We start from the raw sequence: 23,192 nt of genomic DNA, 5'->3' as shown, positions 1-23,192 counted from the left end.
ACAGAAGTGGCACAAAGTGGCGCTTTTGATAACCGTAGTAAGCGGAAAATCTAGGATAACAAAAAAGACATTTGCATACGCAAATATCTTTTTAACATACTTATTCTAATCCAACACGCTTGAAAATTTCATCAACATGCTTCAAGTGCCAGTGATAATCAAAGGCATCATCAATGTCAGCTTTTGATAGTTTGTCAGTCACACGACTATCTGCTTCCAGCAATGTACGGAAGTCTTTCTTTTCATCCCATACTTCAGCTGTCTTAGGTTGAACAATATCGTAGGCTTGTTCACGACTAAGTCCTGATTCAACCAATTTCAACATTACACGTTGTGAGTAAATCAATCCGTGGGTTAAATTCATATCTTCCATCATCTTATCTGGGAATACAGTTAGATCTTTTGTAATCTTTGTAAAACGAGTTAAGATATAATCCAACAATTCGGTTGTATCCGGAATAATAACACGTTCAGCTGAACTGTGAGAAATATCGCGTTCATGCCACAAAGGAACGTCCTCAAGGGCCGTAAAGGCATGACCTCTAATTACCCGTGCAAGACCTGTAACGTTCTCTGAACCGATAGGATTACGTTTGTGAGGCATTGCTGAAGAGCCCTTCTGTCCGGCAGCAAAATATTCTTCTGCTTCACGAACTTCGGTTCTTTGTAGATGTCTTACTTCCAATGCAAAACGCTCTATTGAAGTAGCGATCAAAGCCATCGTTTGGATGTATTCAGCATGCAAGTCACGTGGAAGAACTTGTGTTGAGATCTCTTGTGCACGAATACCTAGCTTCTTACATACTAATTCTTCAACCTTAGGTGGTACGTTGGCAAAACTACCAACAGCTCCACTGATCTTACCAGCTTCTACACCCTTTGCAGCGTGGTCAAAGCGTTCAATATCACGTTTGATCTCTGAATACCAGTTAGCTAAGACCAAACCAAAAGTAGTTGGTTCGGCATGAACCCCGTGAGTACGTCCAATCATAACGGTATCTTTGTATTCAAGAGCTTTGTCCTTAACTACTTCTAAAAATTCTTGTAGATCTTCACGAATAATGTCGTTAGCTTGTTTCATCAAGTAACCATAGGCTGTATCAACAACGTCGGTTGAAGTAAGTCCAAAGTGGACCCACTTTCTTTCTGGTCCTAAGTAACGTGAAACATCACGTGTGAAAGCAACGACATCATGTTTTGTTTCTTTTTCTATTTCTTTAATTTCATCAACGTTAAATTTAGCATTTTTGGCAACCAACTTCGCATCTTCAGCAGGAACTTCACCTAATTCACTCCATGCTTCAGTTGCTGCAATTTCAACTTCAAGCCATGCTTGAAATCTATTTTGATCTGTCCAAATGGGGCTCATTTTTTTAGTTACGTATCTGTCAATCATAAGTTATTCTACTCTCCAAATATTAGTTGATAGGATATCTTCCTTTAGTTCGTCAGCGTCGTCAGAAACGATTGAAATGTATCCAACATCCCGATCCGCTTCATTCTTCGCCTTAAATCCTGTGTAATAATTGAATTTCCATTGAGCCTTCTCCTGTAATAGATCCAAACTTTGTGGCAAATTACCCTCAATGATCTTCAAGGTCGCCGCATTTACCATTGGATAGATTTCAGGGATCGGCCAATCACAAATAGCCCTAATATGTAATTCGAATTGTGAAACTCCAGTAGCTTCTTGATAAACATTTGCTGAATAATTGATACCTGGAAAAATTCTCTTCACATATAAGACGCCTGCTTGTGAAACCAAAAATCCAATTCCAAAAATGCCCACATAATCTATCTTGTCAGCAATTTTTAAAGCTACCCTCTGCATCTCCGCTTCAACATCTGGATTATTCTTCTTAAACAAATAAGAACTCATCAAATGTGAACCATCATAAATCTCTCTGATCATAGGGAAAGTATGAACCTTACCGTTCTTACTCTTACTTACCATGATAGAATATTCGGTTTTAGTATCGATCCAGGCTTCTAGAATATAAGTACCCTTATCTAATAACCCTGTAACCTTATCAACATCATCATAGTTGTACAGAATATGACGCTTCAGAACGGTTTGATTCTTTTGAATAGGCTTCATAATACATGGGAAGCCAATTTCCTCTATCGCCTTTTTGATATCATCAGTCGTTACGATTGAAAAGAACGGTGGAACGTTGATGTTCAAGTCATTCAACAACGTACGTTCAATATACCTGTCTTGTACGATGGACAAAAGTCCTGAGCCTTGAGCAACATTGAATTGAGCTTCAAGTTGCGCTAACAGGCTACTGTTAAAATTCTCATCCATATACAAAAGAAGGTCACTTCTATGGCCCAATTCACTTAGATTCTCGATGTTTTCTAATTCACCAACCAAGTAATTGTCGGCCGCTTGTGTGGCAATGTCATCTTCTTCAGTCGTCAGAAGCATGGTTCTAAAACCCATCCTCTTAGCTTCCAATTCGAATAAATAAGTTTCACTGCCGCCGCCAATTATCCCTAGGGTCTTACCAGGCGCAATAAAAGTCATAAATCCACCTTCCTAATTAGTCGTTTTCAGGTTCAAAAACAACTTGTCCATTCTCAAAAGCCTTGATACGTGCTAATGAATAGATTGGAGTTCCTGCTTTATCAATCATTTGTCTTCCCTTTTGGAAAGACTTTTCAATCACGATTCCGATACCTGCTAATGTTGCACCAGCATCTTCTATAATTGTGTTCAAACCATTGACCGCTTGACCATTAGCTAAGAAGTCATCGATGATCAAAACTGTATCATCACTTGATAAATATTTCTTAGCAATACTGATATGGTTAGTTGTCTTCTTAGTAAAAGAATAAACCTCAGAAGTATATAGATCGTCGCTTAATGTAACTGATCTGTGCTTTCTAGCAAATACTACTGGCACACCAAATTTTAATCCTGTCATAACTGCAGGAGCGATTCCTGAAGATTCAACAGTCAGAATCTTGTTGATGCCAGCATCTTTGAAACGGTTATAAAATTCTTCACCCATTTTTTCCATTAACATTGGATCCACTTGATGATTTAAAAAGCTATCAACTTTTAAAACATCCTTACCTAAAACGCGACCATCTTTTTTGATTCTTTCCTCTAGTTCTTTCACTACGTTATCCCCCATTTATAGAATAATTAGAGTCTATCATATTTTGATTTTCACTTGATACCTTCGTCATACTTTTTTAGATTATATTTTTGTATAATCCGAATAATTTTACTTGTATATCCGGGATCAGTCGCATATCCATCGGTTTGCAGTGCCACAGCAGCGTCAATATAATCCTTAGACTGTATAACTTGTTTGTATTGTTCGGAATTCCACGTTGTCCCATTGACTAATAGTTCAGCGTGATCCTTCATTGATTCTCTAAAATCTGAATAGACTCTAAATCGGCCATTTATTGTTACCCATTGACCATTTGTATACTCTTTAGTTTGTAACACTTTAGTGTTGTCAGGATTATCACCCTTTACACCATAATAGTTATTATAATCTTTTGCGAGCGTACTATTACCCCAATCGCTCTCTAATATTGCTTGTGCGATGGTAATACTTGGTAGAACTCCATATTCCTTACCCAAAGTTACTGCATACGGAGCCAATTTACTAACAAAAGTATTGTGTTCTTGCTGAATCTCAACCGTTCTCGTCTCCTCACGATATTGTGTATAGCGACGATAACCAAAGAAGCCTACAAAAATTATCACAAAAACTATTACTAAAGTAATTACAGATATATTACTATTATTTTTTCGGCGCCGAGAACTTCGACGGCTTGTGTATCTCCTTTTTTGCGGCAATTGCTTAATATCCCTTTTTTGTCATTAATCTCTATTATAGCTGATATGATACAAAAAAATATGACAATAATATGACAAAGTAAACTTAATCGACTTTTGATTTCTGATAATAGATGATCCAACAGATCAAAGCAATTACTTCTAACATTCCTGTAAAAATAAAGATACTTCGATAACCGCTGATATTAGCAATTCCTGCTGCCATCATGGGACCGATCACACTTCCAAGTGACTGGGCTGATTGATTATAGCTGAATACCCGACCAAAAATCGACTGCGGTACCATCTGAACCGTTAAAATCTGAATAGCTGGTAACAACGCAGCATCCGCAATACCCAAGACAAATCGTAAAGAGGCAAACTGCCAGACATTTTGAATCAAGCTCGTCATAAACAAAGTCACGATAGCCAAAATCAAAAAGATCATTAAGTTCTTCTTAGCACCCATCTTATCAATCATACGGCCAGCGATACCTGACATTAGAATCGTTGCTAACCCTGGTGCAGCAGAAACAAATCCTGTGACCAAATTAAGATGCTCTGTACTCGGTAGTAACTGCTTCACGAACAAACTTACCATCGGTGTGATGGCATTAGTCGTTGCTTGAATCGCCAATAATGACACGAATAAAGCTACAAAGAAACCCGCACCTATTTGCTTCATAGCAGGTATCAATGGTTGTAACTTATCCTTAGTAACTGGGACGAAGTCTTCCTTGACTCCTAACAGTGTTGTAACAAAAACTGTCGCCATTAAAACACTTGTGACAAAAAAAGCTCCACGATAGCCGACTAGAGTTGCTAATACACCACCTAACAGTGGTCCCATTAAAGTCCCCGTAATACTCCCGGTTACTAGCTTGCTCATGACCCTTCCGCGCATGCTTTCAGGAGCTTCAACTGACATCAGTGCATTGGCGTTATTGATATAACCTGAGAAGGCACCTTGTAAAATACGGAAGAACAACAAAAACCAAACGTTTGGAGAAAGACCAACTAAAAATATCGTTAACGTCATAACTCCTGAAGCGCGTAAGCACATAAGCTTACGGCCTTTTTGGTCTGCTAAGCGGCCCCAGAGAGGCGATACGATAGCCTTCGCTAAATAGGTCAATGAAAAGGCTAAAGCACCAAGCGTGTTCAATTCCGAACTGGTAAAATTCCCTAATGTATCGATATATAAAACAATAAACGGTAAGGTCATAGCGTTACCTAATTCTGTGATCATACTTCCAAACCACAAAACTTGAAAATTCTTCTGCCACTGTATTTTGTCTCTACCGAAAAGCAACTACAACACTCCTTACATTTAAACTTTGATTATATTATTTGAATGTAGAGATTGTGTTTAAAGATTGTAAATTTTATGTAAATTGTAAACAAAAATGGTACTAAAAAAGCCAACTCGTCTGAGTTGGCCTTGAAGTTTAATTGTTATTAGTCCTTTACGACGTTTGAAGCTTGTGGTCCACGATCGCTATCTTCGATATCGAATGTTACGCCTTGGCCTTCTTCAAGTGTCTTGTAACCGTCACCTTGGATGGCTGAGAAATGTACGAATACATCACTACCATCTTCGCGAGTAATAAAACCATAACCCTTTTCTGCGTTAAACCATTTTACTGTTCCATGTTCCATCAGACTGTTCCTCCTGATAACTAATATTTGTGCATTATCTCGTGGTACATTATGGAAGAAAGCCTTTATTAGATAAAACCATTCGAACCATTAACCATTCAAAAATACAACTCTTATACTAACATGTATCCGTACTCATTTCAAATCGATCAGAGCAATATGTTTAAATAAATTGCTATATTTTATTACAAATTTACTTGTTTTTTGTAAGGTATAGAATTCTGTGCTCCTTGCTCTTGAACAGTCAGAGAAGATGCCTTGCTGGCAATCTTCATAGCGCTTTCTAAATTATCCAAATTACTATTCAAATTAGCAGCCAAATAGCCAATAAAAGTGTCTCCAGCCGCTGTGGTATCGATGGCATCCACCTTAAATGCCTTGACAAAACCTTCGTTACCTGTTCTACGTGAATAATAAGATCCTTTAGCACCCACTGTGATCAAAACTGTATCTATTCCTAGACCATGCAAGTAAGTTGCAACTTTTTTCATTGAACTTTCATCCGTGACACTTATTCCCGTAATTGCCTTTGCTTCTGTCTCATTAGGAGCGATTATATCTGTCAATTTCAATAGTTCTTCCGGTATGTCGGTCTTTGCTGGTGCTGGATTCAGAATTGTTACCACATTATTTTCTTTGGCAATTTTGAATAACTCTAGCGCCGCTGGCATCGGTGTTTCGAACTCAGTAATGACACAATCAGCCTCTTTGATTACATCTTCTGCATTTTTAACATCAGCAGCTGTAATAGTCTGATTAGCTCCGCCGTAGATCAAAATACTATTCTGACCATTGTCATCTAATAATATGTATGCCTTGCCGGTCCCAGCATTGTCATCAGTTAATAAGTGGTTTATATCCAATTTGTCTTTTTTGAAAGTATCGATCATAAAATCAGCCGCATGATCTCGTCCGATCTTAGAAATAAACGACGTTTCTGCCCCCGCTCTGACTGCCGCAATTGCTTGATTAGCGCCTTTCCCACCGCCAGCAGTAGATTGATCGTGCATGGCCATTGTTTCACCAGGTAATGGCAAACGGGTAATTTTAAGAATTGTATCAACATTGATAGATCCCAATACAACAATTTTCTTCATAAAATCTTCACCTTTTTTGTAATTTTTAGTAATAACATTTATCATAACAAAAATTAATATTTCAAAGGATGCAAAATATGAAAAGAACTGCCAAATTAAGTTTTTACTTCATCATCTTTTTGATTTTTGCTTTGATTGGTTATTTCATGCCAATGGTAGGTGATGATCTGAACTGGTGGAGTCAATGGGGACGCAACTATTTCCAAAGCGGGACATTCACGTATTACGACGGACGGTATCTGGGCGATCTATTGATCATTTCGATGATGAAGTTCAAATTCATCGCCTTTTTAGCTTATGGTATCTTTCCCACACTGATCGTCTTCCTCATTCAAAAAATTCGAGAAGAAATTTATCCAGTAAAAAACTTAGGCTTAGTTTCCGCTGGTATTTCTACAATTCTCCTCTTACTAGCACCAAAGCTTATTTTTAAGCAAATTTGGGGTTGGCACTCCGGTTTTGCTAATTACGTACCATCGGTGATTTTCCCTTTGTTTTTCCTCCATTTGATCCTAAAAAATATCGATAAAAAAGACGTCCATTACTATCGAACTTCAACCCTGTTAATATTTTTTGCAGCACTATTCGCACAATTCTTTGCTGAACACATCACCCTCTTGAATTGTTTCAACGTCGTGCTCGTATTGCTTATTTTCAAGAATAGATTCAGTAAACCTTTCAAAAAAATCCTCTATGTAATTATGGCTGGTAACTTTCTCGGTGCTTTATTGATGTTTATCAACGGTGCTTATCTCAAGATCATTGCCGGTAAAGATGCTTACCGACACGTAAAGATGGACGGACAAGATACGTTGTTTAATTATTTCCAAAACTACTATTCATCTAAAGTTATCCTGACCATCTTAGCAATCTTAATAGTTGTGGCCATTGCCATATTGATCATCTCGATCTATCGTTTAAATAATTATAAGCAAAAAATAACCAATATCGCTCTAATTGCATCCGGAGGTGTAGCAATACTACCGTTTATTGTCATCTCACCATTTGGTTCTCGCTGTATTTTTGCCAGCTTTACTTTTGGTGTTGCACTGATAGCAATCAATTTGGATATCTTACTCGATAATTATCACAAATTCATCCTACCTCTAGTAACGCTAATGCTGATCGGAGCGGGAATTCGTGATGACTATATAGCCAAGGACTACTCACAGACGTTCAACATCGCTGCTAATTACTTGGCATTTCAAGTTAATGCCAACCGTTCAGTCTATTATCTACCTTCATACAAGAATACCGATTATATTTGGTCAGAGAATATGTCAAATGATACAGTCTTCAAGAATTACTATATTTCTGACAAAAAGATTCCCACTGTTGCCATAAGCTATGATGATTGGAAAGATGCTCTCAAAACGGTTGATAAAAAGACTTATAAAGCACCATATTTCAGAATGTTTGCCTTCGATCAGCAAATAAAGGCTAAGGTAAAACTGCTTAATGAAAAATCTTCTAAATAGCTATATTATCCCATTATTTAATAACATCTCATGATGGATACGCAATAAATTTTATACTTAATAGGTATATAAGTTGTGTTATACTTTGTTCGTAGCAAGTTGCCACCCCAATCAGGCGGCTTGCTGTATTCCGTATTTAGATATCTGCCTCTAGCAAAAAGGACCAATTCCACCGCCGGAATTGGTCCTTTTTCTTATTTAATTATTTACATCAAACACATAATCAGAAGAATAGAATGGCACTCGATAAGCACGATATGCATAAGCCTTAGATGAGGCATTCTTCATAGTTACGTTGAACACTTGATTACCTTCCGAATCTACTTCAATAATGTTACTTTCTTTACCATTATTCTTGAATCCGAAGTCGATCAAAGTATTGCCATTTGATTCACGTTCTGCATAACCAATAATACTTGTAAAATTAGCTTTGCCAAGATTCTTACCATATGACCAAGTTTGATCGATCGTCATATTCTTAGTATCGATCTGATACTCAACTGCTTGAGAATACTTGCCTGAAGTCTTCTTATCTCCGTTGGTAACATCGATATTATTATCGTATAGCATAATATCCTCGCTATCACCATCATGTTTTAATAGATACAATCCATGCTGTCCACCTGTGATAGTTGTTCCTTGGGTTGGAGTCAAGATCTTATCACGATACTTCTTAGGCCAAGTGGCTTTTTTCTTTCCGCTGTAGATCCAGATAATTTTATTTGTCTTATAATCAAGTTTCATAATCATATCTTGATTACGTCCGGAAATCATAATACTATTATCTGACTCATCGTAGTCAACTGAGTTCTGATGGAACCAATCAACTTTACCATCAGATCCAGCCTTGTACTTCTTATACATTGAACTTGGAAGGATTCTCTTCAAGTCGATGACCTTTACTATTTTACCAGTCTTATGAGAGATTTGGACCATGACATCTTCTTTATATTTTGATCCGTCACTTACAGTCGCTAAAATATCATGGTTTGGTAATTCTAATAAATCGTGATGGATCACAGTTGTTTCATCTTTAGCATTACCTGAATCATTAGACTTAGTTTTTGAATTGAAGCTGTATTCCTTATATACTCTGCCAAGTACATCTGTTTCAATCAAATCATTATAAACTTGTGAACTTTCTTTTTTCTTAGTCAAAACTAACATGTGACCATTAGAAATTTGTTCGATCGTATGTTGTGAATAATCAGTCAAATACCATCTGACATTACCGTCAGCATCGATAGCGAATGGTTCTTTGGTGGTTCGATTGATAATCGTCAACTTGTTATTACCGATATCCATCTTCGACTTATCAGTATTCTTGACGCTGATAGTTGCATTCTTAATATACTTAGGTAATGAACCCGTCTTGATCTCGATCGTCTGCGTTGCTGTTGTTCCATCCTTATAAGTTACATTGATAGTAACTTGATTGGTCTTGTTAGCATACAGTCCTACGACCGGTACCTGATGTGTCGTTGAATAGCCGCCGTTTACCTTATTGGTAATACTAGTATTATCGCTCTCTCCTTCAACAGTATAGGAAACCTCAGCCTCCTGGTCTGTTTGAAAGATAACCAATGCAGTCAATGGTGAAGTCTTATACGGATTGAGCTTCACATATGGATCACTCAAAGTATAAGAACTATTTTTAACCACTTGTTGATACTTTTTCGTCAAAGTTGACTGAGAATTTTCCCGAGTCTTGATCAACTTTGATCCGACGTTCTTCTTTATTTGTTTGGTGCTCAATACTTTTCCATTATCACTACTGGAACTAGTCTTAGAACACGCAACTACAATCAACGAAAAGCACATTAAAATTGCAGCCACGAAAGCTAGTTTCTTCCTCAATTGCCATACTCCCTCTCGTTAGTATTTTGGAATTTTCCCGTTCCCATATAACACTAATACTTTGGAAGAACGCGGTACTGACAATGTCATGTGATTTAAATAAGAATTTCTTATATTTACTTCCAAAACCGCTAATTTCAATTTTGACCCACTTTTGGAAAAACTGCTTTACAAAAAGTGAATCAAAATATCAGCAAATTGATAGTATTATATTAACTGTATTAAAGATAGATACCTCGTATAGATAAACACACAAATTAAATTGCAAAAGTTCTACTGGCATAGAACTAAAGCTAAAGAGTTAAAAAAAGAATCTTCACAGCTGGCACTGCGAAGATTCAAACACACACAACACAAAGTTTTTAGTTAATAGATGAAGTTACTGATTGTTCAACAACATCAACCATAGATACATACATATCTGGTGCTACACGAACAAATGGAATACCTGCTTGAGTATAGATGGCTGTATCTGAATACCATTTTGTACCTGCGGCAAGTTTAATTTTACTATTTTCCTCGAAATTATGATTGTAGACGGAGACCTCATGATCTTCGGCTACTTTTATTGTTTCGGGGCGTTTTTTGTACAAAAAACTGTCGTCTGAACTTACGTAGTCGTTAGCAGCAACTTGGTAGTAGTCCTTACCATCAATTGTTCTGATGTTGCTTACTGACCATGTACTGTTTTCAGGTAAAGTTGAATCTGTTTCATCACCTGAAGCATTGTACAAGTTAGCTGAATCTGAATCAACTTGTACCTTATAACTTGAACTTACACTCTTTGCTTGAGCAGTTGTTGCTGGCATAACAGCTGCTCCGGTACTTAATAAAGCCATTGCTAATAAAGCGATCGCGTTTTTTTTCATAATAATTTTCCTCGTATAGATAGATTTTTAAATTTAGACAAAAATAACACACAAAATAAAGCACACAAAAATTCTACTGGCATAGAATTAAAGACACACGCAACAAATTGACCGATTGGCATTTCGTCCAATATTATTGTTAATTTAATAATACAAAATTTACTAAACAATTTCAATACATATAGTCTATTTATTGTTATAATTTTTTTAATAATTTGCGTAAAAGTAAAAAAAGAACAAGAAACTGTGTATTTTAACTCAGTCTCTTGTTCTTTTTTGTTCGAAAGATGTTTAAACCATTTTGTCTAATAGTTTTTGATCACTCACAAACTTTGCAAAATAATATGCTGAATCTCTTAATTCACGGTATTCCTGACTTCTATTTTCATCTTTTTCAATCGATTCTGCTGCATAAAAATATAAGTAGTCCAAAAAATAGGTCGTATGTTTTGCTTTTGCTAAATTAATACCCTTTGAACTAAATTTCCAAGATTTTTCTGGAATATTTAATTCAATATAGGCATTTGCCAAAGATTTGCAGAGATAAATCAGTTCGATCTCATTCGCATTAGCGATTTGTAAGTTTTCTTTAGTAGCATCTTCGATCATCTCGAAGTAATATTGTGCACGGTCTTTATGACCTTGTCGCATATAATTCATACCTTTAAATAAATACGTCAACAAAGTATAAATATCATAAACATCAGATTTAGTTAACTGCAATACTTTGTCTAAAGTAAATAGCGAATTGTCATAATCTCCATCGTTATATTCCAGAGCACCTTTGATCAAGTTAACTTGCTTCATGTCTCCATCGCTCAACTTGCTATGCAAGATAGATAACTTCTCTGGTATCTCATCAGTATCATCTAATAATAGATCCCTCTCCAATGAATCAAGGATGCTTTCTTCTTCAGAGGTAGAATTACTTGAGAAATCACTGAATACATCGTTTAAGCTCAATTCCAACTTCAAACATAATTTTGTAAGAATATTTACCGTTGGAGAAATATTGTGTTTTTCGATCTTACTTATAGTATTTTGAGTACAAATATCTGCTGCCAATTCAGTTTGTGTCAGATGCATACTTCTTCTCTTGTCATAAATAACTGATCCTAGAAACATTCTTCTCACTCCTATTATTGAGATAACATTATTATTAATAATACCACATAGGATATTAAATAGTCCTTTTGTGATTATTAAGTTTTTTACTACCTATATTATGTTAATATTCAAGTACATGAAATGATTTACCACAAGGTTAATTTTGGAATTTTTTTTAACCTTTTTATATATAAGTAAGCAGAGAATAACATATAATGATTTATTTAAACCCAATATCTTATCAAAGTGTTGATTTTATAAATAATATACTTTTTTTCTTATTAGTTTTCATTATAATCCCAAAAACTAGAAGAAAGTCAAATGTGATACTAGCCATTGTGGCTAGTATCACATTTAGCTTTATAGACATATATCATGATAATGCCGGTATCTTGCTGCTGATCATTTCATATTTTTTCTTATTTCGACATTATAAACCAAAAACCATCAATAGAGTACTGTGGTTACTTATTAGTTTATTTATAAATGCATTTTCACAGAGTTTAGCTTGGATAATTTCAATCAGCTTATTCAATATTCACGATCAAATAGTCATGATGCTCATCTGTAATGTAATTCTAACCTACGTATTCGCAATGCTGATCGTTTATTCAGGAATATTGGTAGTTGATCAATGGAAAAAATACATTAACTTTAATGACCCAATCATAGCTGCGATCATAGTTTCCGCAATGTTAATACTATTTGTGGGCTTCGTTGCGTTCACAACTATTTCTCGAATTTTAGACGTCCAATTAGCTTATATGCGGACAAACGTTATTTTAACCATAATCATATTTATTTTCATTTTTCTCGGAACTTTGTACTATATTGCTGGATACCTCAAACAACAACGTGCTATACGAGAATTGGAAAAAATCAAAGAAAACAATTTGTACATCAAAGAACTCGAAGGTAATTATGACGAGATGCGGAAGTTCAAACACGACTACAAGAACCTACTGCTGTCCCTATCTGTATTGCTAAATGACGATGATGATAAAAATGCCAGAGAAAAAATCAAAGATCTACTAAAAGATTCAACCATAAATACTAATGACGTCTCCAAACTGAACAACCCTCGCTTATTCAAGATACAAGATGAGCTAGTTCGAGGAATCATAATTAGTAAAATCATTACCGCAAAAAATTTCAACATTACCACAAATACTGAGATCGATCCCGAAATATTTATTTCTAGGAGCGATTCAGTTCCAATTACGAGAATCCTTGGGATCCTTTTTGATAACGCTATTGAAGCTTGTCGCAAGAATCCTCAACCATTCTTAAAATTTGCGATATTAGGCGATGATAATACGACCGAATTTATTATCATCAACAATACTGCGCCTAATACACAGATAAATATCAATAAAATTTTTGTTAACGGTTTTTCCACCAAAGAGAATCACAATGGTATTGGCCTGGCCAATGTTCAAGAACTAGTAAATAAAAAGCCAAATTTCTTTTTACATACCAAGTTTGAAAATGATGAATTTACCGTCATTTTAACGATTGAAAAGGAGAATTAGATTTTGTTAAACGTTGCTATATGTGAAGATAACCTTGAATTGATCGATGTATATCGTTTGATTTTTAAAAATTATATGAAGGATCACCCAGAACATGAAATGCGGATCGTTATTTCGACCGGAAATCCTACTGAATTCGAAAACTATATTAAGTATCGTAGTGACAACAACGATATGTTTTATTTGATAGATATTGAATTTGCCGACTCACAGACTAAGGGAATCGACTTGGCTGAAGAGATCCGTAAAAATGACGCCACGGCAAAAATTGTTTTTGTTACAACGCATGAAGAACTGGCTTATTTAACGTTTAAGCGAAAAATCGAACCTCTCGACTACATTAGAAAAGAAGACGGCATCAAATCAATGAATGAGTCATTGTACAAAGATCTGGATCTGACCTTTGAACGACTGCATGAATTAAAATCCCAACGTAAAAAGATGTTCCACTATAGTCTTGGATCTAGAGACTATACCATCGACGTCAAAGATATAAATTATCTGGAAACATCATCGAGTTCGCACAAAGTCTTTCTTCACAGTTTGACTGAGATCACCGAATTTCGTGGTAATCTAAATTCAATTGAAGAAGAATTTTCCAACTTATATCGTGCACACAAGAGTATCCTAGTAAATCTAGACAATATTCATTCTATCGACTCATTGAATAAAATGATTTACTTTAACGATGGCTCCAGTTGTGAGGTATCTCGAAGAAAATTACCTGGTCTAAAGCGAAAAATGGCACAGTAGGAAAAACCTACTGCGCTATTTTTTTGCTCTAAAAGGCTTGTGTAAAACTCTCTGAGGTAACTTCATAAAATGGAACGTATTCATCAGTCGCAACTCTAGCGAATGGCATACCTGATGAATTATAGATCACTGTATCAGAATACCAATAAGTATTTGATTTGAGTGCCACTTCAGTACTCTCATCAAAGTTGTGATTGTAAACCGGAACTTCCCCGCTAGAATCTGATACTTCAATGACTTCTACTCGTTTTTGATATAAATAACACTGTTTTGAATTTAAATATTCATCTGAACCGACACGATATAACTCTGTACCGTTAGTTTCATCTAAGATTTTTCCGACCTTCCAGTTACTCTTATAAGGCAAAGACTTACCTAGACTACTTCCGGTTGAACTGTACAATTGAGCTGGATCAGCCGTGATATCGGCATAATATCCTGATTGAGTTACTGATTCCGCCTTTGCCGTGCTGTAATCAAATGAAGAAAATCCTAGAAGAATCAAAGATACTATCATACAAAGAATAGTTTTCTTTTTCATTTTTTCGTCTTCCTTTATCTTAGATTACAGCTGAGTTTATCGTTATTAATATCAAAATACAAAACATTTGCATACAATAAATTAAATTTTATTTTTAAAATTATAATTATTGTACATTTTGTACTCCAATTGTAATTACAAATTAACTTATAATTGAGTTTTTAAATTACTCTCTAAGATTGTCTGATCAAAATACTTTACTTTTCAAAGAACAAAAAAAATAGAAATGCTGATTAGCATTTCTATTTTTTGCATTTATGCGGGTAAGAAGATTCGAACTTCCACGGAGATAATTCTCCACAAGATCCTTAGTCTTGCGCGTCTGCCAATTCCGCCATACCCGCATTCCTGACGTACAAGTAATATTTTACAATTCATTAAATTCAATTACAAGTAGATGTTCAATAAATATTACTTAGATATTAATATTTTTTATGAATTTCAACTTTCCCCGGCATTTTCCACAGACATAACGACTAGTGTTTATTTTGCGAACTCTATGATAAATCGTATGACACTTGGTACATTCATATACGTGAACCGTCCGATGTTTATTGTTAGTACTAACTGGTGGCGCATATCGCAAGCCACCGACTTGTTTCAGTAATACTTTGAACTCATGATCCTTGTGCTGTGAGGGCAGACCTGAATTGTACAAGTGATAATGACACAGCTCATGTTTAATGATTCCCACTAGCGTATCCATTCCATAGATCTGATACATTTTGGGATTGATATCGATATGACGATCACGTAAGTGGAATCTCCCACCGGTAGTCCGTAATCTCTTATTAAAAAAGGCTTGGTGAACAAAAGGCTTCCCAAAATTTTCTTGGGAAACCTTTTTGATAAGTTCAGTTAATTCTTCATCTGTCATTAAATTTGTGTCATCTTTTGAATGTATTTGGAGAACTTGTCCATATTCTCATCTTGAACTTGTTCAGCTTCATTAAACTTCTTACGATCGATTGTTTGATCTTCGTTGATACTGTCAGTCATCTCTTGACAAGCAGCAACGTACTTCTTAAATGAGTTCACTAGAGACATGTGTGTACCCATGAATCTTGCTGGTGCCTTTGCCTTCTCCAACTTACCAAGGATATCAGCGTAAGTATCAGTGCCAGACTTGAAATCATGCATGATTTTTGTGTATTCAACAGAATCGATCTTTTCTACTTGATCACGATCCAATGCCTTACGTAACTTTTCAAACTCGGGATTTAACTTATCTTGTTCATCTTGAATAATTTGAACAGAATTGTTAATTAAATTACCGTAGATCATTGCTTTCTTTTGTGTTTGATTCATAATTATTTTTCCTCTTCTTTTAAGGTTTTTTCAGTATAAATATCACGTTCAATAGTAAATCTAGGGCGATGCTTGACTTCGTTGAATATCTTACCAACATACTCACCGATAACACTGATACAGATCAGTTGAACCCCGCCAAGAGCCCAAATCGAGACCATCATCGATGACCAGCCGGATACAACGCGTCCATTGACCTTTTGTATAATAGTATAAATCAGCAAAAGGATACTGATCAATACAATAAGAAATCCCAGTCCCATGATCATTTTGATCGGAACGATCGAGAATGAAGTTATTCCGTCCATGGCAAATCTGATCATCTTACGTAATGGATACTTAGATTCTCCAGCGAAGCGCTCTTTTCTAGCATAATACACTTTGTCAGATTTGAAACCAACTAGTGGGACGATCCCACGCAAAAACAAATTGGTCTCTTTATAGCTCAACAATACTTCACAGGCGCGCTTGCTCATTAATCGAAAATCAGCTGAGTCAGGTACTAATTTTACCCCTAACCAGCCCATGAACTTATAGAACATCTCAGCCGTATTACGCTTAAAGGAACTGTCAGTATCACGATTGTTTCGAACTCCGTAGACAACTTCTGAACCGCCAATAAATGAATCTACCATCTTGGGAATGGCGTTAACGTCATCTTGCAGATCCGCATCGATCGTTACCACAGCGTCAGAATCTTTTGAAGCAGCAGTTACTCCAGCTAACAGAGCGCCTTGGTGACCAAAGTTACGGCTCAACTTCACCCCACTGACTATCTCATTTTCTTTGGAAAATTGATCGATCAGATTCCAAGTTTGATCCTTACTACCGTCATCCACAAAAACTATCTTACTAGTAGTTGAAATCTTCTCAGACTTGATCAAATTAGTAACTATTCTTGTCAATTCTTTAGTAGTCTCATGGAGCACCTCTTCTTCATTGTAGCAAGGCACAACAATACTTAATTTAAACATTGTGCGAGTTATTCCCCCTCCATTTTTGACTTAAAAATTTAACAGTACTATACAGTCCAACACTGCCTAGAATAGCAATCACTGGAATAAATTCCAAGCGATATCTGCCTTGAACCTCGATCAGCAATTGTACAACGGCATACGCCATCAGTGGCAACAGTAACAGATAAAAATTATTACTGAATCTTTGTTTGAATAACCTTAGCGAACCGACCCAAGAAAAGATGATCAATATTACGGTTCCCATGTACGCTGCCATTCTCATCAGCGATGTCGTCTTAGCAGAGTGGATTTTTTCAAAACCGGTAAAGTCCATTGCAGTAGAATTCTGTGCCCAAAGAGTACTATTCTTGCTCCACAACAAGCTCAACCACTTATGATTACTGTTTAAATAATTAATATTCTCATGAATTACACTATACTCTTTTTTGCTCATTGTCGCTCTAGTGTCCTTCAAGTCGAAGCGGTCGACCATTGCCTGGTCGTAGACACCTCTTGAATTATAGTCCAAACCAATTACGAATTTCCATTCCGAATCCCGATTTGACAAGCCATAACTATTCAAACCAGATGACTTGATAGCCATCCCTGCACCGCTAAAAATAACAAAATAAATAGCTAAAGTGATCAATAATTTCCAAATAGCATCTAGGTGTAAGTGATTATTGCTAATAAATAAGTACATGATACCAAAAACAATAATTCCGGCAATGATAACTGGTCCGATCGGTCTGATGATGCTGCCCAAGCCAAGTGTCAATCCAGCTAAGGCAAACGACCAGTACTTATTCAAAATGATCAAGTAAAAAGTAACTAAGAATAGCAGCATCCCCAAGTACTGATTATTAGTCTGACTATTCAAAGCAAACCAGTCCAAGTCGATCATCAGTAACAAGACTGATAAGCGCGCCATCTTGATGTTATTAAAAATTTTAACAACTAATTGATACATCACCAACAGAATCAATACTTGATACAAGACGTTCAACAATTGAATTGCGATGATATGATGACCGAATATCTTGACCACCGTCATAACATAGACTAAGAATCCCGTTTGATAAGCCCACTTAGCAAAATAGTCATTGTCCATCTGATAAATCTGCTTACCACTCAAAGCCCTTGGAGCATTATCCCAAAATGCCTTAAAATCACTGACTTGTGTCTGTGGAACTAACTTGATCCAAATAATAGCCGCAATGGCGAATATAGCAAGCAAACTTAGTAGCACTAAACGGTTCTTAATCGGATCATCATCAGATATTCTGATCAAAACTAACGCGGCTAATAAAACTAATATAATTGCACAAATAAGAACCAGTACATTAAATACTGGTTCATAAGTTAAATAACTCTTACCGAAATAGATTGCCATCTGGACAAAAACCATTGATGTGAATATTGCCACACAGATTAAAACAATCTTACTGATAACACTTTGAAATTTGTTAAGCATAGTTCCCTCTTTTATTGTTTCCCTCTATCTGCAATCAAATTGCAGTTTCATCAGAATGAATATGAGTTGCCACATACTCACCTAACTTATTGATACATTCCTCAATGTTCTCCATGCTTGAAGCATAGCTAAAACGAATATGTCCTTCTCCACCGATACCGAAATAACTACCGGGAAGAATAGCCAAATGTTCTTGATCCAAAATATCAAAGCAAAGCTTAACATCGTCTTGCTCTAATCCTTCTGGAATCTTACCGAACAAATAGAAGGCTCCGTCAGGATCTGGACACTCGAAGCCGATCTTGTTCAAACCTGCAGCCAAAGTATCTCTTCTCTGACAATACTCCTCACGCATCTTGATTGGATCGTCAAGACCGTTTTGGTATGCTTCCAGAGCAGCAGCCTGAGTGATCGATGTGATCGACGTAGTAGCCAGCTCATGAATCTTATTGATCTGTGAGATAATCTCTGCCGGTCCACAAACTACTCCGAATCTCCAACCAGTCATAGCATGTGACTTGGACAAACCATTCAATAATAAAGTTTGCTCAGGCAAGAAATTAGCAAATGACTCATGCTTAAAATTATAAGTCAATTCACTGTAAATTTCGTCACTTAAGACGAAGACATTATACTTTCTTAGAACATCAGCTAAGGCTGTTAATTCGTCGTGGGTATAACTAACTCCAGTTGGATTACTTGGATAATTAAACAAGAATATTTTGATTTTTGGATGCGTACTCAAGATTTCATCCAAAACCTCTGGTGTTATCTTAAAGCCAGTCTTAGAAGTATCGATATAGATCGGTGACGACTGGTTAAAGTTTGCATCTGGTCCATAGATCGTAAACGATGGCGATGGGATCAAAACCTCATCTCCAGGTTGCAAGATAGCATTGAAAGCTGAAAAGACACCTTCAGTAACACCAGTTGTAGCAATTATTTCTGATTCTGGATCGTAATTCAAATTGTATTTTTTATGTAAATAGTCAGCAACTGCTCTTAGTAATTCGTGATCGCCTTCTGGAACAGTATAGTGAGTCTTATCATCATCAATTGCCTTGATAGCTGCTAATTTAATATGATCCGGTGTGGTAAAACTTGGCTCACCGATCGTCATATTGACACAATCAGGAATTGCCTTAGCACTGGCATTAAACTTGAAGATATCTTGTTGCTTGATGGCTACCACTTCTGGTTTCATTAGTGACAGAATATTTTTAAACATGTTTAAACACCTCTTTGTGCGTATTTTATCATATCTAATCGTGTTATAAAAATAGACATTCAAAAAAATGAATGTCCAAATATGAAATTCGTTATATTTGACTATTTATCAAAAACAGTGTAAGGAGTTCTGCGTTTGTGGGCAGTCTTCTTATACCAGTTCTCAATAATTTCAGCACTCTTTTCAGGAATATCTTTTCCTTCAAGATAATTATCGATATCCGTGTAAGAAACACCAAGAGCTTTTTCATCTGGAAGGCTTGGACGATCTTCTTCAAGATCAGCCGTTGGTGTCTTCTCATAGAGATTCTTAGGAGCGTTTAACTTCTCCAACATAGCACGTCCTTGACGCTTGTCTAATCTGAATAATGGCGTTACATCAGCCGCACCATCACCGAACTTAGTATAGAAGCCAGTGATATTCTCAGCAGCGTGATCTGTTCCTACGACAACTCCGTGATTGTCACCAGCAATGGCGTATTGAGCGATCATGCGCATACGGGCTTTGATATTTCCCTTGTTGAAATCAGTAATTTTGAAGCCATTAGCTTTTACTGCCGCAACCATAGCATCCACACTATCCTTTATGTTAACACGGGAAACAACATCTGCACCCATCCATTCGATTGCTTGCATCGCATCAGACTCATCGGCTTGTTCTCCGTAAGGAAGACGAACTGCAATAAACTTATAATCCTTATCGCCAGTTTCATCACGAAGTTCAGTCATAGCCATTTCTGAAAGTTTACCAGCCAAAGTAGAATCCTGTCCACCAGAAATTCCTAATACTAATGTCTTTAAAAATTTATTCTTCAATAAGTAGTTCTTCAAGAAATCAACCGAGCGACGAATCTCCTCTTCGACGTTGATCTCAGGTTTTGTTCCTTCATACTCAATTATTTCTTTTTGAAGTGGTCTCATTTACTAGTCACCTATTCTAATATTATTTACATCATTGCGGACTTTTTCGATATATTTCATCTTATGACTATATAGTTTAGATGACAAGTCAACTGGATAAATCTGTGGATTCAAAATACGCTTGTATTCATCCCAGAGTGAATCCAGATTCTTCGCACAATAAGATCTAATATCTTGAACATTAGGTGATTGATAAACTTGCTTCCCATCGACAAAAATATCCGTCAATAAAGGTTCAGCTTGGAAGTCCTCGACCGTCTTATTAATGTAAGTGTATTGTGGGTGGAACATGTAGAGTGAAGAGTGCTTACGAGGATCTTCATTCCAAAGTGTTACATAATCACCTTCAGACTTATTGTTCTTCTGATTATTGGTGATTCTCCACACTTGCTTCTTACCTGGTGTTGAGATCTTAACCGCATTACTTGATAACTTCAACGTATCCATCATATTACCACGATTGTCTTCGATACTTACCAACTTGTATACCGCTCCTAAAGCTGGTTGATCAAAGGCGGTGATATTCTTTGTCCCAACACCCCAGACATCGATCTTGGCATCTTGCATCTTCAAGTTAAGAATCGTCTTCTCATCCAAGTCATTTGAAGCGTAGATCTTCGCATTCGGGAATCCAGCTTCGTCCAATTGCTTACGAACACGTTTTGAGATGTAAGCCATATCTCCAGAATCGATTCTGACACCTTGGAAATTGATCTTGTCGCCAAATTCTCTGGCTACTTTGATAGCACTTGGTACTCCACTCTTCAAAGTATCATATGTATCAACTAAGAAGACACAGTTCTTGTGTGTTTCAGCGTAGGCCTTGAAGGCTTCATATTCATTACGATAAGTCTGTACCAAAGCGTGAGCATGAGTTCCAGAAATAGGAATACCAAACATCTTACCGGCAAGAACGTTACTTGTAGCGTCAAATCCACCAATATATGAAGCACGACTACCCCAAATAGCAGCGTCAACTTCTTGCGCACGACGTGAACCGAATTCCAATACTGGATCACTCCCGCAGACAGACTTAATACGAGCCGCCTTAGTCGCAACTAAGGTTTGATAATTAATAATGTTCAAAACAGCAGTTTCGATCAATTGACATTGAGCCAGTGGACCTTCAACTTGGAAAATCGGTTCTTCATTGAAGACCAAATCTCCTTCTTTGGCGGAACGGATCGTACAATTAAAGGTCATATCCTTTAACCAGCGTAAGAAATCTTCATCGAATTCTCCGTATTCTCTTAAATAATCAATATCGGAATCTGAGAACTTGAGGTTATTCAAATAATCGATCACATGTTCCAAACCGGCAAAAATTGCGAATCCACTGTCGAATGGCAAGTTTCTGAAGTAACATTCAAAAACCGCATTGCGATTATGCAATCCCTTCTTCCAGTACGTATACATCATATTCAATTCATAGTAATCAGTATGTAAAGTTAAACCTTCGTCTTGGTATTGGGTCATCATATCTCCTTGATTTTAGATGGTTACAAATTTACAGTATTTAATTCATCAATACTTAAAGTAAATTGTACCCTTTGTCGACTAATTCGGCTAATTTTTCAATCGAGTAATTTTCACGACTCTCTTGATAGAGCGCTAATCCCTTCTGGTTCAAGGTATCATTGCGCCAATCGCTGTAAGCATCTTCAAGTGCCGCAATCAATTCTTCCTCATTCTCAGATTCAACCAACCAACCAGTAGTATCATTAATGATCTTATTAGTTGCACCAACATTTGTTGCGATAACAGGACGTCCATAATAGGCCGATTCTAAGTAGACCGTTGGCAAACTCTCAGACTTAGATGTCAAAATCGAAATATCACAGCCTTCATAGTAATCACCAGTATTTTCTTTGAAGCCAACGAATTCAACTTTTTCATCGATACCGAGATCCTTAGTCATTTTTTGTAACTCTGACATCAATGGACCGTCCCCAACCAGTGTCAATCGATAATTGAATTTGACCTTGCTCAAAGCATGCAACAACAGCTTATGATTCTTGACCTCGACCAAACGAGCCACTTCCAAAATGTTAAAAGTATTGTGTCTTGTTGGAATAGGATTAGAATTTGAAAAGTCAATTGCATTGAATACTTCGAATAATTTATCGTCGGATATTTTGAGTTTTTCAAAATAGGACTTCAAATTTGGATTCATGTAGAATAGAAAATCCGCCTTCTTTAACGCATGGAGATTAAGTTTGAGCATTACTTTTCCTTTGAGACCAGAAAAATCGATTCTAGGATCTGAATGGACAGTGATTGCCCACTTAGCATTAATCTTCTTATTAATAAGTGAAACGATATAATTGGCTCGAGGACCGTGGGTGTGAACAATATCAATATGATTGTTGTTGATATAAGCAATCAGTGGTTTTAATATTGATAGGTCAAAACGTTGCTTCTGAGGCATTACAGCGACCTTTAAGTCGTTCTCACGTGCCATCTTGGCAACAGGACCATCTTCAAAGGTCAATAAACTAGACTCAGTATGAGTTAATTTTTGCCCTTTCATCAAATTAACAATATAAGTTCTTGCTCCGCCGTCTTCGTTACCAGCATTAATATGTAAAACCCTCATAGCACACCTCTCAAA

Annotated in this window: 22 protein-coding genes and 1 tRNA gene; 3 read left to right on the top strand and 20 right to left on the bottom strand. The window is 36.5% G+C overall.

Annotation, left to right across the window (positions count from 1 at the left end):
• Positions 1 to 100 precede the first annotated feature (100 nt).
• From purB to rbsK, 7 genes are all read right to left on the bottom strand, one after another.
• On the bottom strand, positions 101 to 1,396 hold the full coding sequence (gene purB / locus U8519_RS08215) for an adenylosuccinate lyase (protein ID WP_334329833.1): 1,296 nt from the start codon (positions 1,394 to 1,396) through the stop codon (positions 101 to 103).
• Positions 1,397 to 1,399: 3 nt separating this feature from the next.
• Positions 1,400 to 2,530 carry an ATP-grasp domain-containing protein gene (locus U8519_RS08210; RefSeq protein WP_334329832.1) on the bottom strand — a complete coding sequence of 377 codons (1,131 nt, stop codon included), beginning with the start codon at positions 2,528 to 2,530 and terminating at the stop codon, positions 1,400 to 1,402.
• Between the two features lie 16 nt (positions 2,531 to 2,546).
• Positions 2,547 to 3,128 (bottom strand): xanthine phosphoribosyltransferase, encoded by a 582-nt coding sequence (locus tag U8519_RS08205; RefSeq protein WP_125589631.1) that lies wholly within the window; start codon positions 3,126 to 3,128, stop codon positions 2,547 to 2,549.
• 50 nt (positions 3,129 to 3,178) lie between these two features.
• Entirely contained in the window at positions 3,179 to 3,730 is a 552-nt protein-coding gene (locus tag U8519_RS08200) for a glycoside hydrolase family 73 protein (RefSeq protein WP_334329831.1), read from the bottom strand.
• 178 nt (positions 3,731 to 3,908) lie between these two features.
• The gene (locus tag U8519_RS08195; protein ID WP_334329830.1) at positions 3,909 to 5,114 is read right to left on the bottom strand and encodes an MFS transporter; all 1,206 of its coding nucleotides are present in this window, start codon (positions 5,112 to 5,114) and stop codon (positions 3,909 to 3,911) included.
• 146 nt (positions 5,115 to 5,260) lie between these two features.
• Positions 5,261 to 5,461: a cold-shock protein gene (locus U8519_RS08190; protein ID WP_125566131.1), complete on the bottom strand. Its 201-nt coding sequence runs from the start codon at positions 5,459 to 5,461 to the stop codon at positions 5,261 to 5,263.
• A 185-nt stretch (positions 5,462 to 5,646) separates the two neighbouring features.
• Complete coding sequence (rbsK, locus tag U8519_RS08185; protein WP_334329829.1) at positions 5,647 to 6,558, bottom strand: ribokinase; 912 nt, start codon at positions 6,556 to 6,558, stop codon at positions 5,647 to 5,649.
• 77 nt (positions 6,559 to 6,635) lie between these two features.
• Between rbsK and U8519_RS08180 the strand changes: the two genes are divergently transcribed.
• The gene (locus U8519_RS08180; protein ID WP_334329828.1) at positions 6,636 to 8,036 is read left to right on the top strand and encodes a DUF6056 family protein; all 1,401 of its coding nucleotides are present in this window, start codon (positions 6,636 to 6,638) and stop codon (positions 8,034 to 8,036) included.
• Positions 8,037 to 8,234: 198 nt separating this feature from the next.
• On the opposite strand, the gene U8519_RS08175 is transcribed toward U8519_RS08180, so the two are convergent.
• The 3 genes from U8519_RS08175 to U8519_RS08165 all read right to left on the bottom strand — a co-directional run bounded on the left by U8519_RS08175 (position 8,235) and on the right by U8519_RS08165 (position 11,887).
• Positions 8,235 to 9,857: an aryl-sulfate sulfotransferase gene (locus tag U8519_RS08175; protein ID WP_334329893.1), complete on the bottom strand. Its 1,623-nt coding sequence runs from the start codon at positions 9,855 to 9,857 to the stop codon at positions 8,235 to 8,237.
• A gap of 398 nt (positions 9,858 to 10,255) precedes the next feature.
• The gene (locus U8519_RS08170; RefSeq protein WP_334329827.1) at positions 10,256 to 10,762 is read right to left on the bottom strand and encodes an SLAP domain-containing protein; all 507 of its coding nucleotides are present in this window, start codon (positions 10,760 to 10,762) and stop codon (positions 10,256 to 10,258) included.
• 291 nt (positions 10,763 to 11,053) lie between these two features.
• On the bottom strand, positions 11,054 to 11,887 hold the full coding sequence (locus U8519_RS08165; RefSeq protein ID WP_334329826.1) for a helix-turn-helix domain-containing protein: 834 nt from the start codon (positions 11,885 to 11,887) through the stop codon (positions 11,054 to 11,056).
• A 305-nt stretch (positions 11,888 to 12,192) separates the two neighbouring features.
• Between U8519_RS08165 and U8519_RS08160 the strand changes: the two genes are divergently transcribed.
• On the top strand, positions 12,193 to 13,401 hold the full coding sequence (locus U8519_RS08160) for a sensor histidine kinase (RefSeq protein WP_334329825.1): 1,209 nt from the start codon (positions 12,193 to 12,195) through the stop codon (positions 13,399 to 13,401).
• A 3-nt stretch (positions 13,402 to 13,404) separates the two neighbouring features.
• Positions 13,405 to 14,154 carry a LytR/AlgR family response regulator transcription factor gene (locus U8519_RS08155; protein ID WP_334329824.1) on the top strand — a complete coding sequence of 250 codons (750 nt, stop codon included), beginning with the start codon at positions 13,405 to 13,407 and terminating at the stop codon, positions 14,152 to 14,154.
• 28 nt (positions 14,155 to 14,182) lie between these two features.
• On the opposite strand, the gene U8519_RS08150 is transcribed toward U8519_RS08155, so the two are convergent.
• From U8519_RS08150 to U8519_RS08105, 10 genes are all read right to left on the bottom strand, one after another.
• Positions 14,183 to 14,695: a hypothetical protein gene (locus U8519_RS08150; RefSeq protein WP_334329823.1), complete on the bottom strand. Its 513-nt coding sequence runs from the start codon at positions 14,693 to 14,695 to the stop codon at positions 14,183 to 14,185.
• 258 nt (positions 14,696 to 14,953) lie between these two features.
• Positions 14,954 to 15,039, bottom strand: a tRNA-Leu gene (locus U8519_RS08145).
• A 71-nt stretch (positions 15,040 to 15,110) separates the two neighbouring features.
• Positions 15,111 to 15,572 carry a SprT family protein gene (locus U8519_RS08140; RefSeq protein ID WP_334329822.1) on the bottom strand — a complete coding sequence of 154 codons (462 nt, stop codon included), beginning with the start codon at positions 15,570 to 15,572 and terminating at the stop codon, positions 15,111 to 15,113.
• Entirely contained in the window at positions 15,572 to 16,003 is a 432-nt protein-coding gene (locus tag U8519_RS08135; protein ID WP_334329821.1) for a hypothetical protein, read from the bottom strand. The genes U8519_RS08140 and U8519_RS08135 overlap by 1 nt, the downstream gene beginning before the upstream one ends.
• A gap of 2 nt (positions 16,004 to 16,005) precedes the next feature.
• Positions 16,006 to 16,977, bottom strand: coding sequence for a glycosyltransferase family 2 protein (locus U8519_RS08130; protein WP_334329820.1), 972 nt, complete (start codon positions 16,975 to 16,977; stop codon positions 16,006 to 16,008).
• Positions 16,970 to 18,433, bottom strand: coding sequence for an ArnT family glycosyltransferase (locus U8519_RS08125; protein WP_334329819.1), 1,464 nt, complete (start codon positions 18,431 to 18,433; stop codon positions 16,970 to 16,972). Before U8519_RS08125 ends, U8519_RS08130 begins: the two co-directional genes overlap by 8 nt.
• A 34-nt stretch (positions 18,434 to 18,467) precedes the next feature.
• Complete coding sequence (locus tag U8519_RS08120; protein WP_334329818.1) at positions 18,468 to 19,661, bottom strand: aminotransferase class I/II-fold pyridoxal phosphate-dependent enzyme; 1,194 nt, start codon at positions 19,659 to 19,661, stop codon at positions 18,468 to 18,470.
• Between the two features lie 101 nt (positions 19,662 to 19,762).
• The gene (gene nadE / locus U8519_RS08115) at positions 19,763 to 20,581 is read right to left on the bottom strand and encodes an ammonia-dependent NAD(+) synthetase (protein ID WP_334329817.1); all 819 of its coding nucleotides are present in this window, start codon (positions 20,579 to 20,581) and stop codon (positions 19,763 to 19,765) included.
• 3 nt (positions 20,582 to 20,584) lie between these two features.
• On the bottom strand, positions 20,585 to 22,060 hold the full coding sequence (locus U8519_RS08110; protein ID WP_334329816.1) for a nicotinate phosphoribosyltransferase: 1,476 nt from the start codon (positions 22,058 to 22,060) through the stop codon (positions 20,585 to 20,587).
• A 52-nt stretch (positions 22,061 to 22,112) separates the two neighbouring features.
• The gene (locus U8519_RS08105) at positions 22,113 to 23,177 is read right to left on the bottom strand and encodes a glycosyltransferase family 4 protein (RefSeq protein ID WP_334329815.1); all 1,065 of its coding nucleotides are present in this window, start codon (positions 23,175 to 23,177) and stop codon (positions 22,113 to 22,115) included.
• Positions 23,178 to 23,192 lie beyond the last annotated feature (15 nt).

Origin of the sequence: Companilactobacillus sp. HBUAS59699, assembly GCF_036913575.1 — a bacterium.
Lineage (GTDB): Bacteria > Bacillota > Bacilli > Lactobacillales > Lactobacillaceae > Companilactobacillus.
This window is presented reverse-complemented; position numbering and strand designations above follow the sequence as displayed.

Bases quoted from the DNA above. Each gene is read 5' to 3' on its own strand.
- U8519_RS08190 (WP_125566131.1), bottom strand. From the start codon at position 5,461: ATGGAACATGGAACAGTAAAATGGTTTAACGCAGAAAAGGGTTATGGT.
- U8519_RS08170 (WP_334329827.1), bottom strand. From the start codon at position 10,762: ATGAAAAAAAACGCGATCGCTTTATTAGCAATGGCTTTATTAAGTACC.
- U8519_RS08110 (WP_334329816.1), bottom strand. From the start codon at position 22,060: ATGATGACCCAATACCAAGACGAAGGTTTAACTTTACATACTGATTAC.
- U8519_RS08120 (WP_334329818.1), bottom strand. From the start codon at position 19,661: ATGTTTAAAAATATTCTGTCACTAATGAAACCAGAAGTGGTAGCCATC.
- rbsK (WP_334329829.1), bottom strand. From the start codon at position 6,558: ATGAAGAAAATTGTTGTATTGGGATCTATCAATGTTGATACAATTCTT.
- U8519_RS08180 (WP_334329828.1), top strand. From the start codon at position 6,636: ATGAAAAGAACTGCCAAATTAAGTTTTTACTTCATCATCTTTTTGATT.
- U8519_RS08135 (WP_334329821.1), bottom strand. From the start codon at position 16,003: ATGAATCAAACACAAAAGAAAGCAATGATCTACGGTAATTTAATTAAC.
- U8519_RS08130 (WP_334329820.1), bottom strand. From the start codon at position 16,977: ATGTTTAAATTAAGTATTGTTGTGCCTTGCTACAATGAAGAAGAGGTG.
- U8519_RS08125 (WP_334329819.1), bottom strand. From the start codon at position 18,433: ATGCTTAACAAATTTCAAAGTGTTATCAGTAAGATTGTTTTAATCTGT.
- U8519_RS08150 (WP_334329823.1), bottom strand. From the start codon at position 14,695: ATGAAAAAGAAAACTATTCTTTGTATGATAGTATCTTTGATTCTTCTA.
- U8519_RS08140 (WP_334329822.1), bottom strand. From the start codon at position 15,572: ATGACAGATGAAGAATTAACTGAACTTATCAAAAAGGTTTCCCAAGAA.
- nadE (WP_334329817.1), bottom strand. From the start codon at position 20,581: ATGAGACCACTTCAAAAAGAAATAATTGAGTATGAAGGAACAAAACCT.
- U8519_RS08175 (WP_334329893.1), bottom strand. From the start codon at position 9,857: ATGTGCTTTTCGTTGATTGTAGTTGCGTGTTCTAAGACTAGTTCCAGT.
- U8519_RS08105 (WP_334329815.1), bottom strand. From the start codon at position 23,177: ATGAGGGTTTTACATATTAATGCTGGTAACGAAGACGGCGGAGCAAGA.
- purB (WP_334329833.1), bottom strand. From the start codon at position 1,396: ATGATTGACAGATACGTAACTAAAAAAATGAGCCCCATTTGGACAGAT.
- U8519_RS08210 (WP_334329832.1), bottom strand. From the start codon at position 2,530: ATGACTTTTATTGCGCCTGGTAAGACCCTAGGGATAATTGGCGGCGGC.
- U8519_RS08165 (WP_334329826.1), bottom strand. From the start codon at position 11,887: ATGTTTCTAGGATCAGTTATTTATGACAAGAGAAGAAGTATGCATCTG.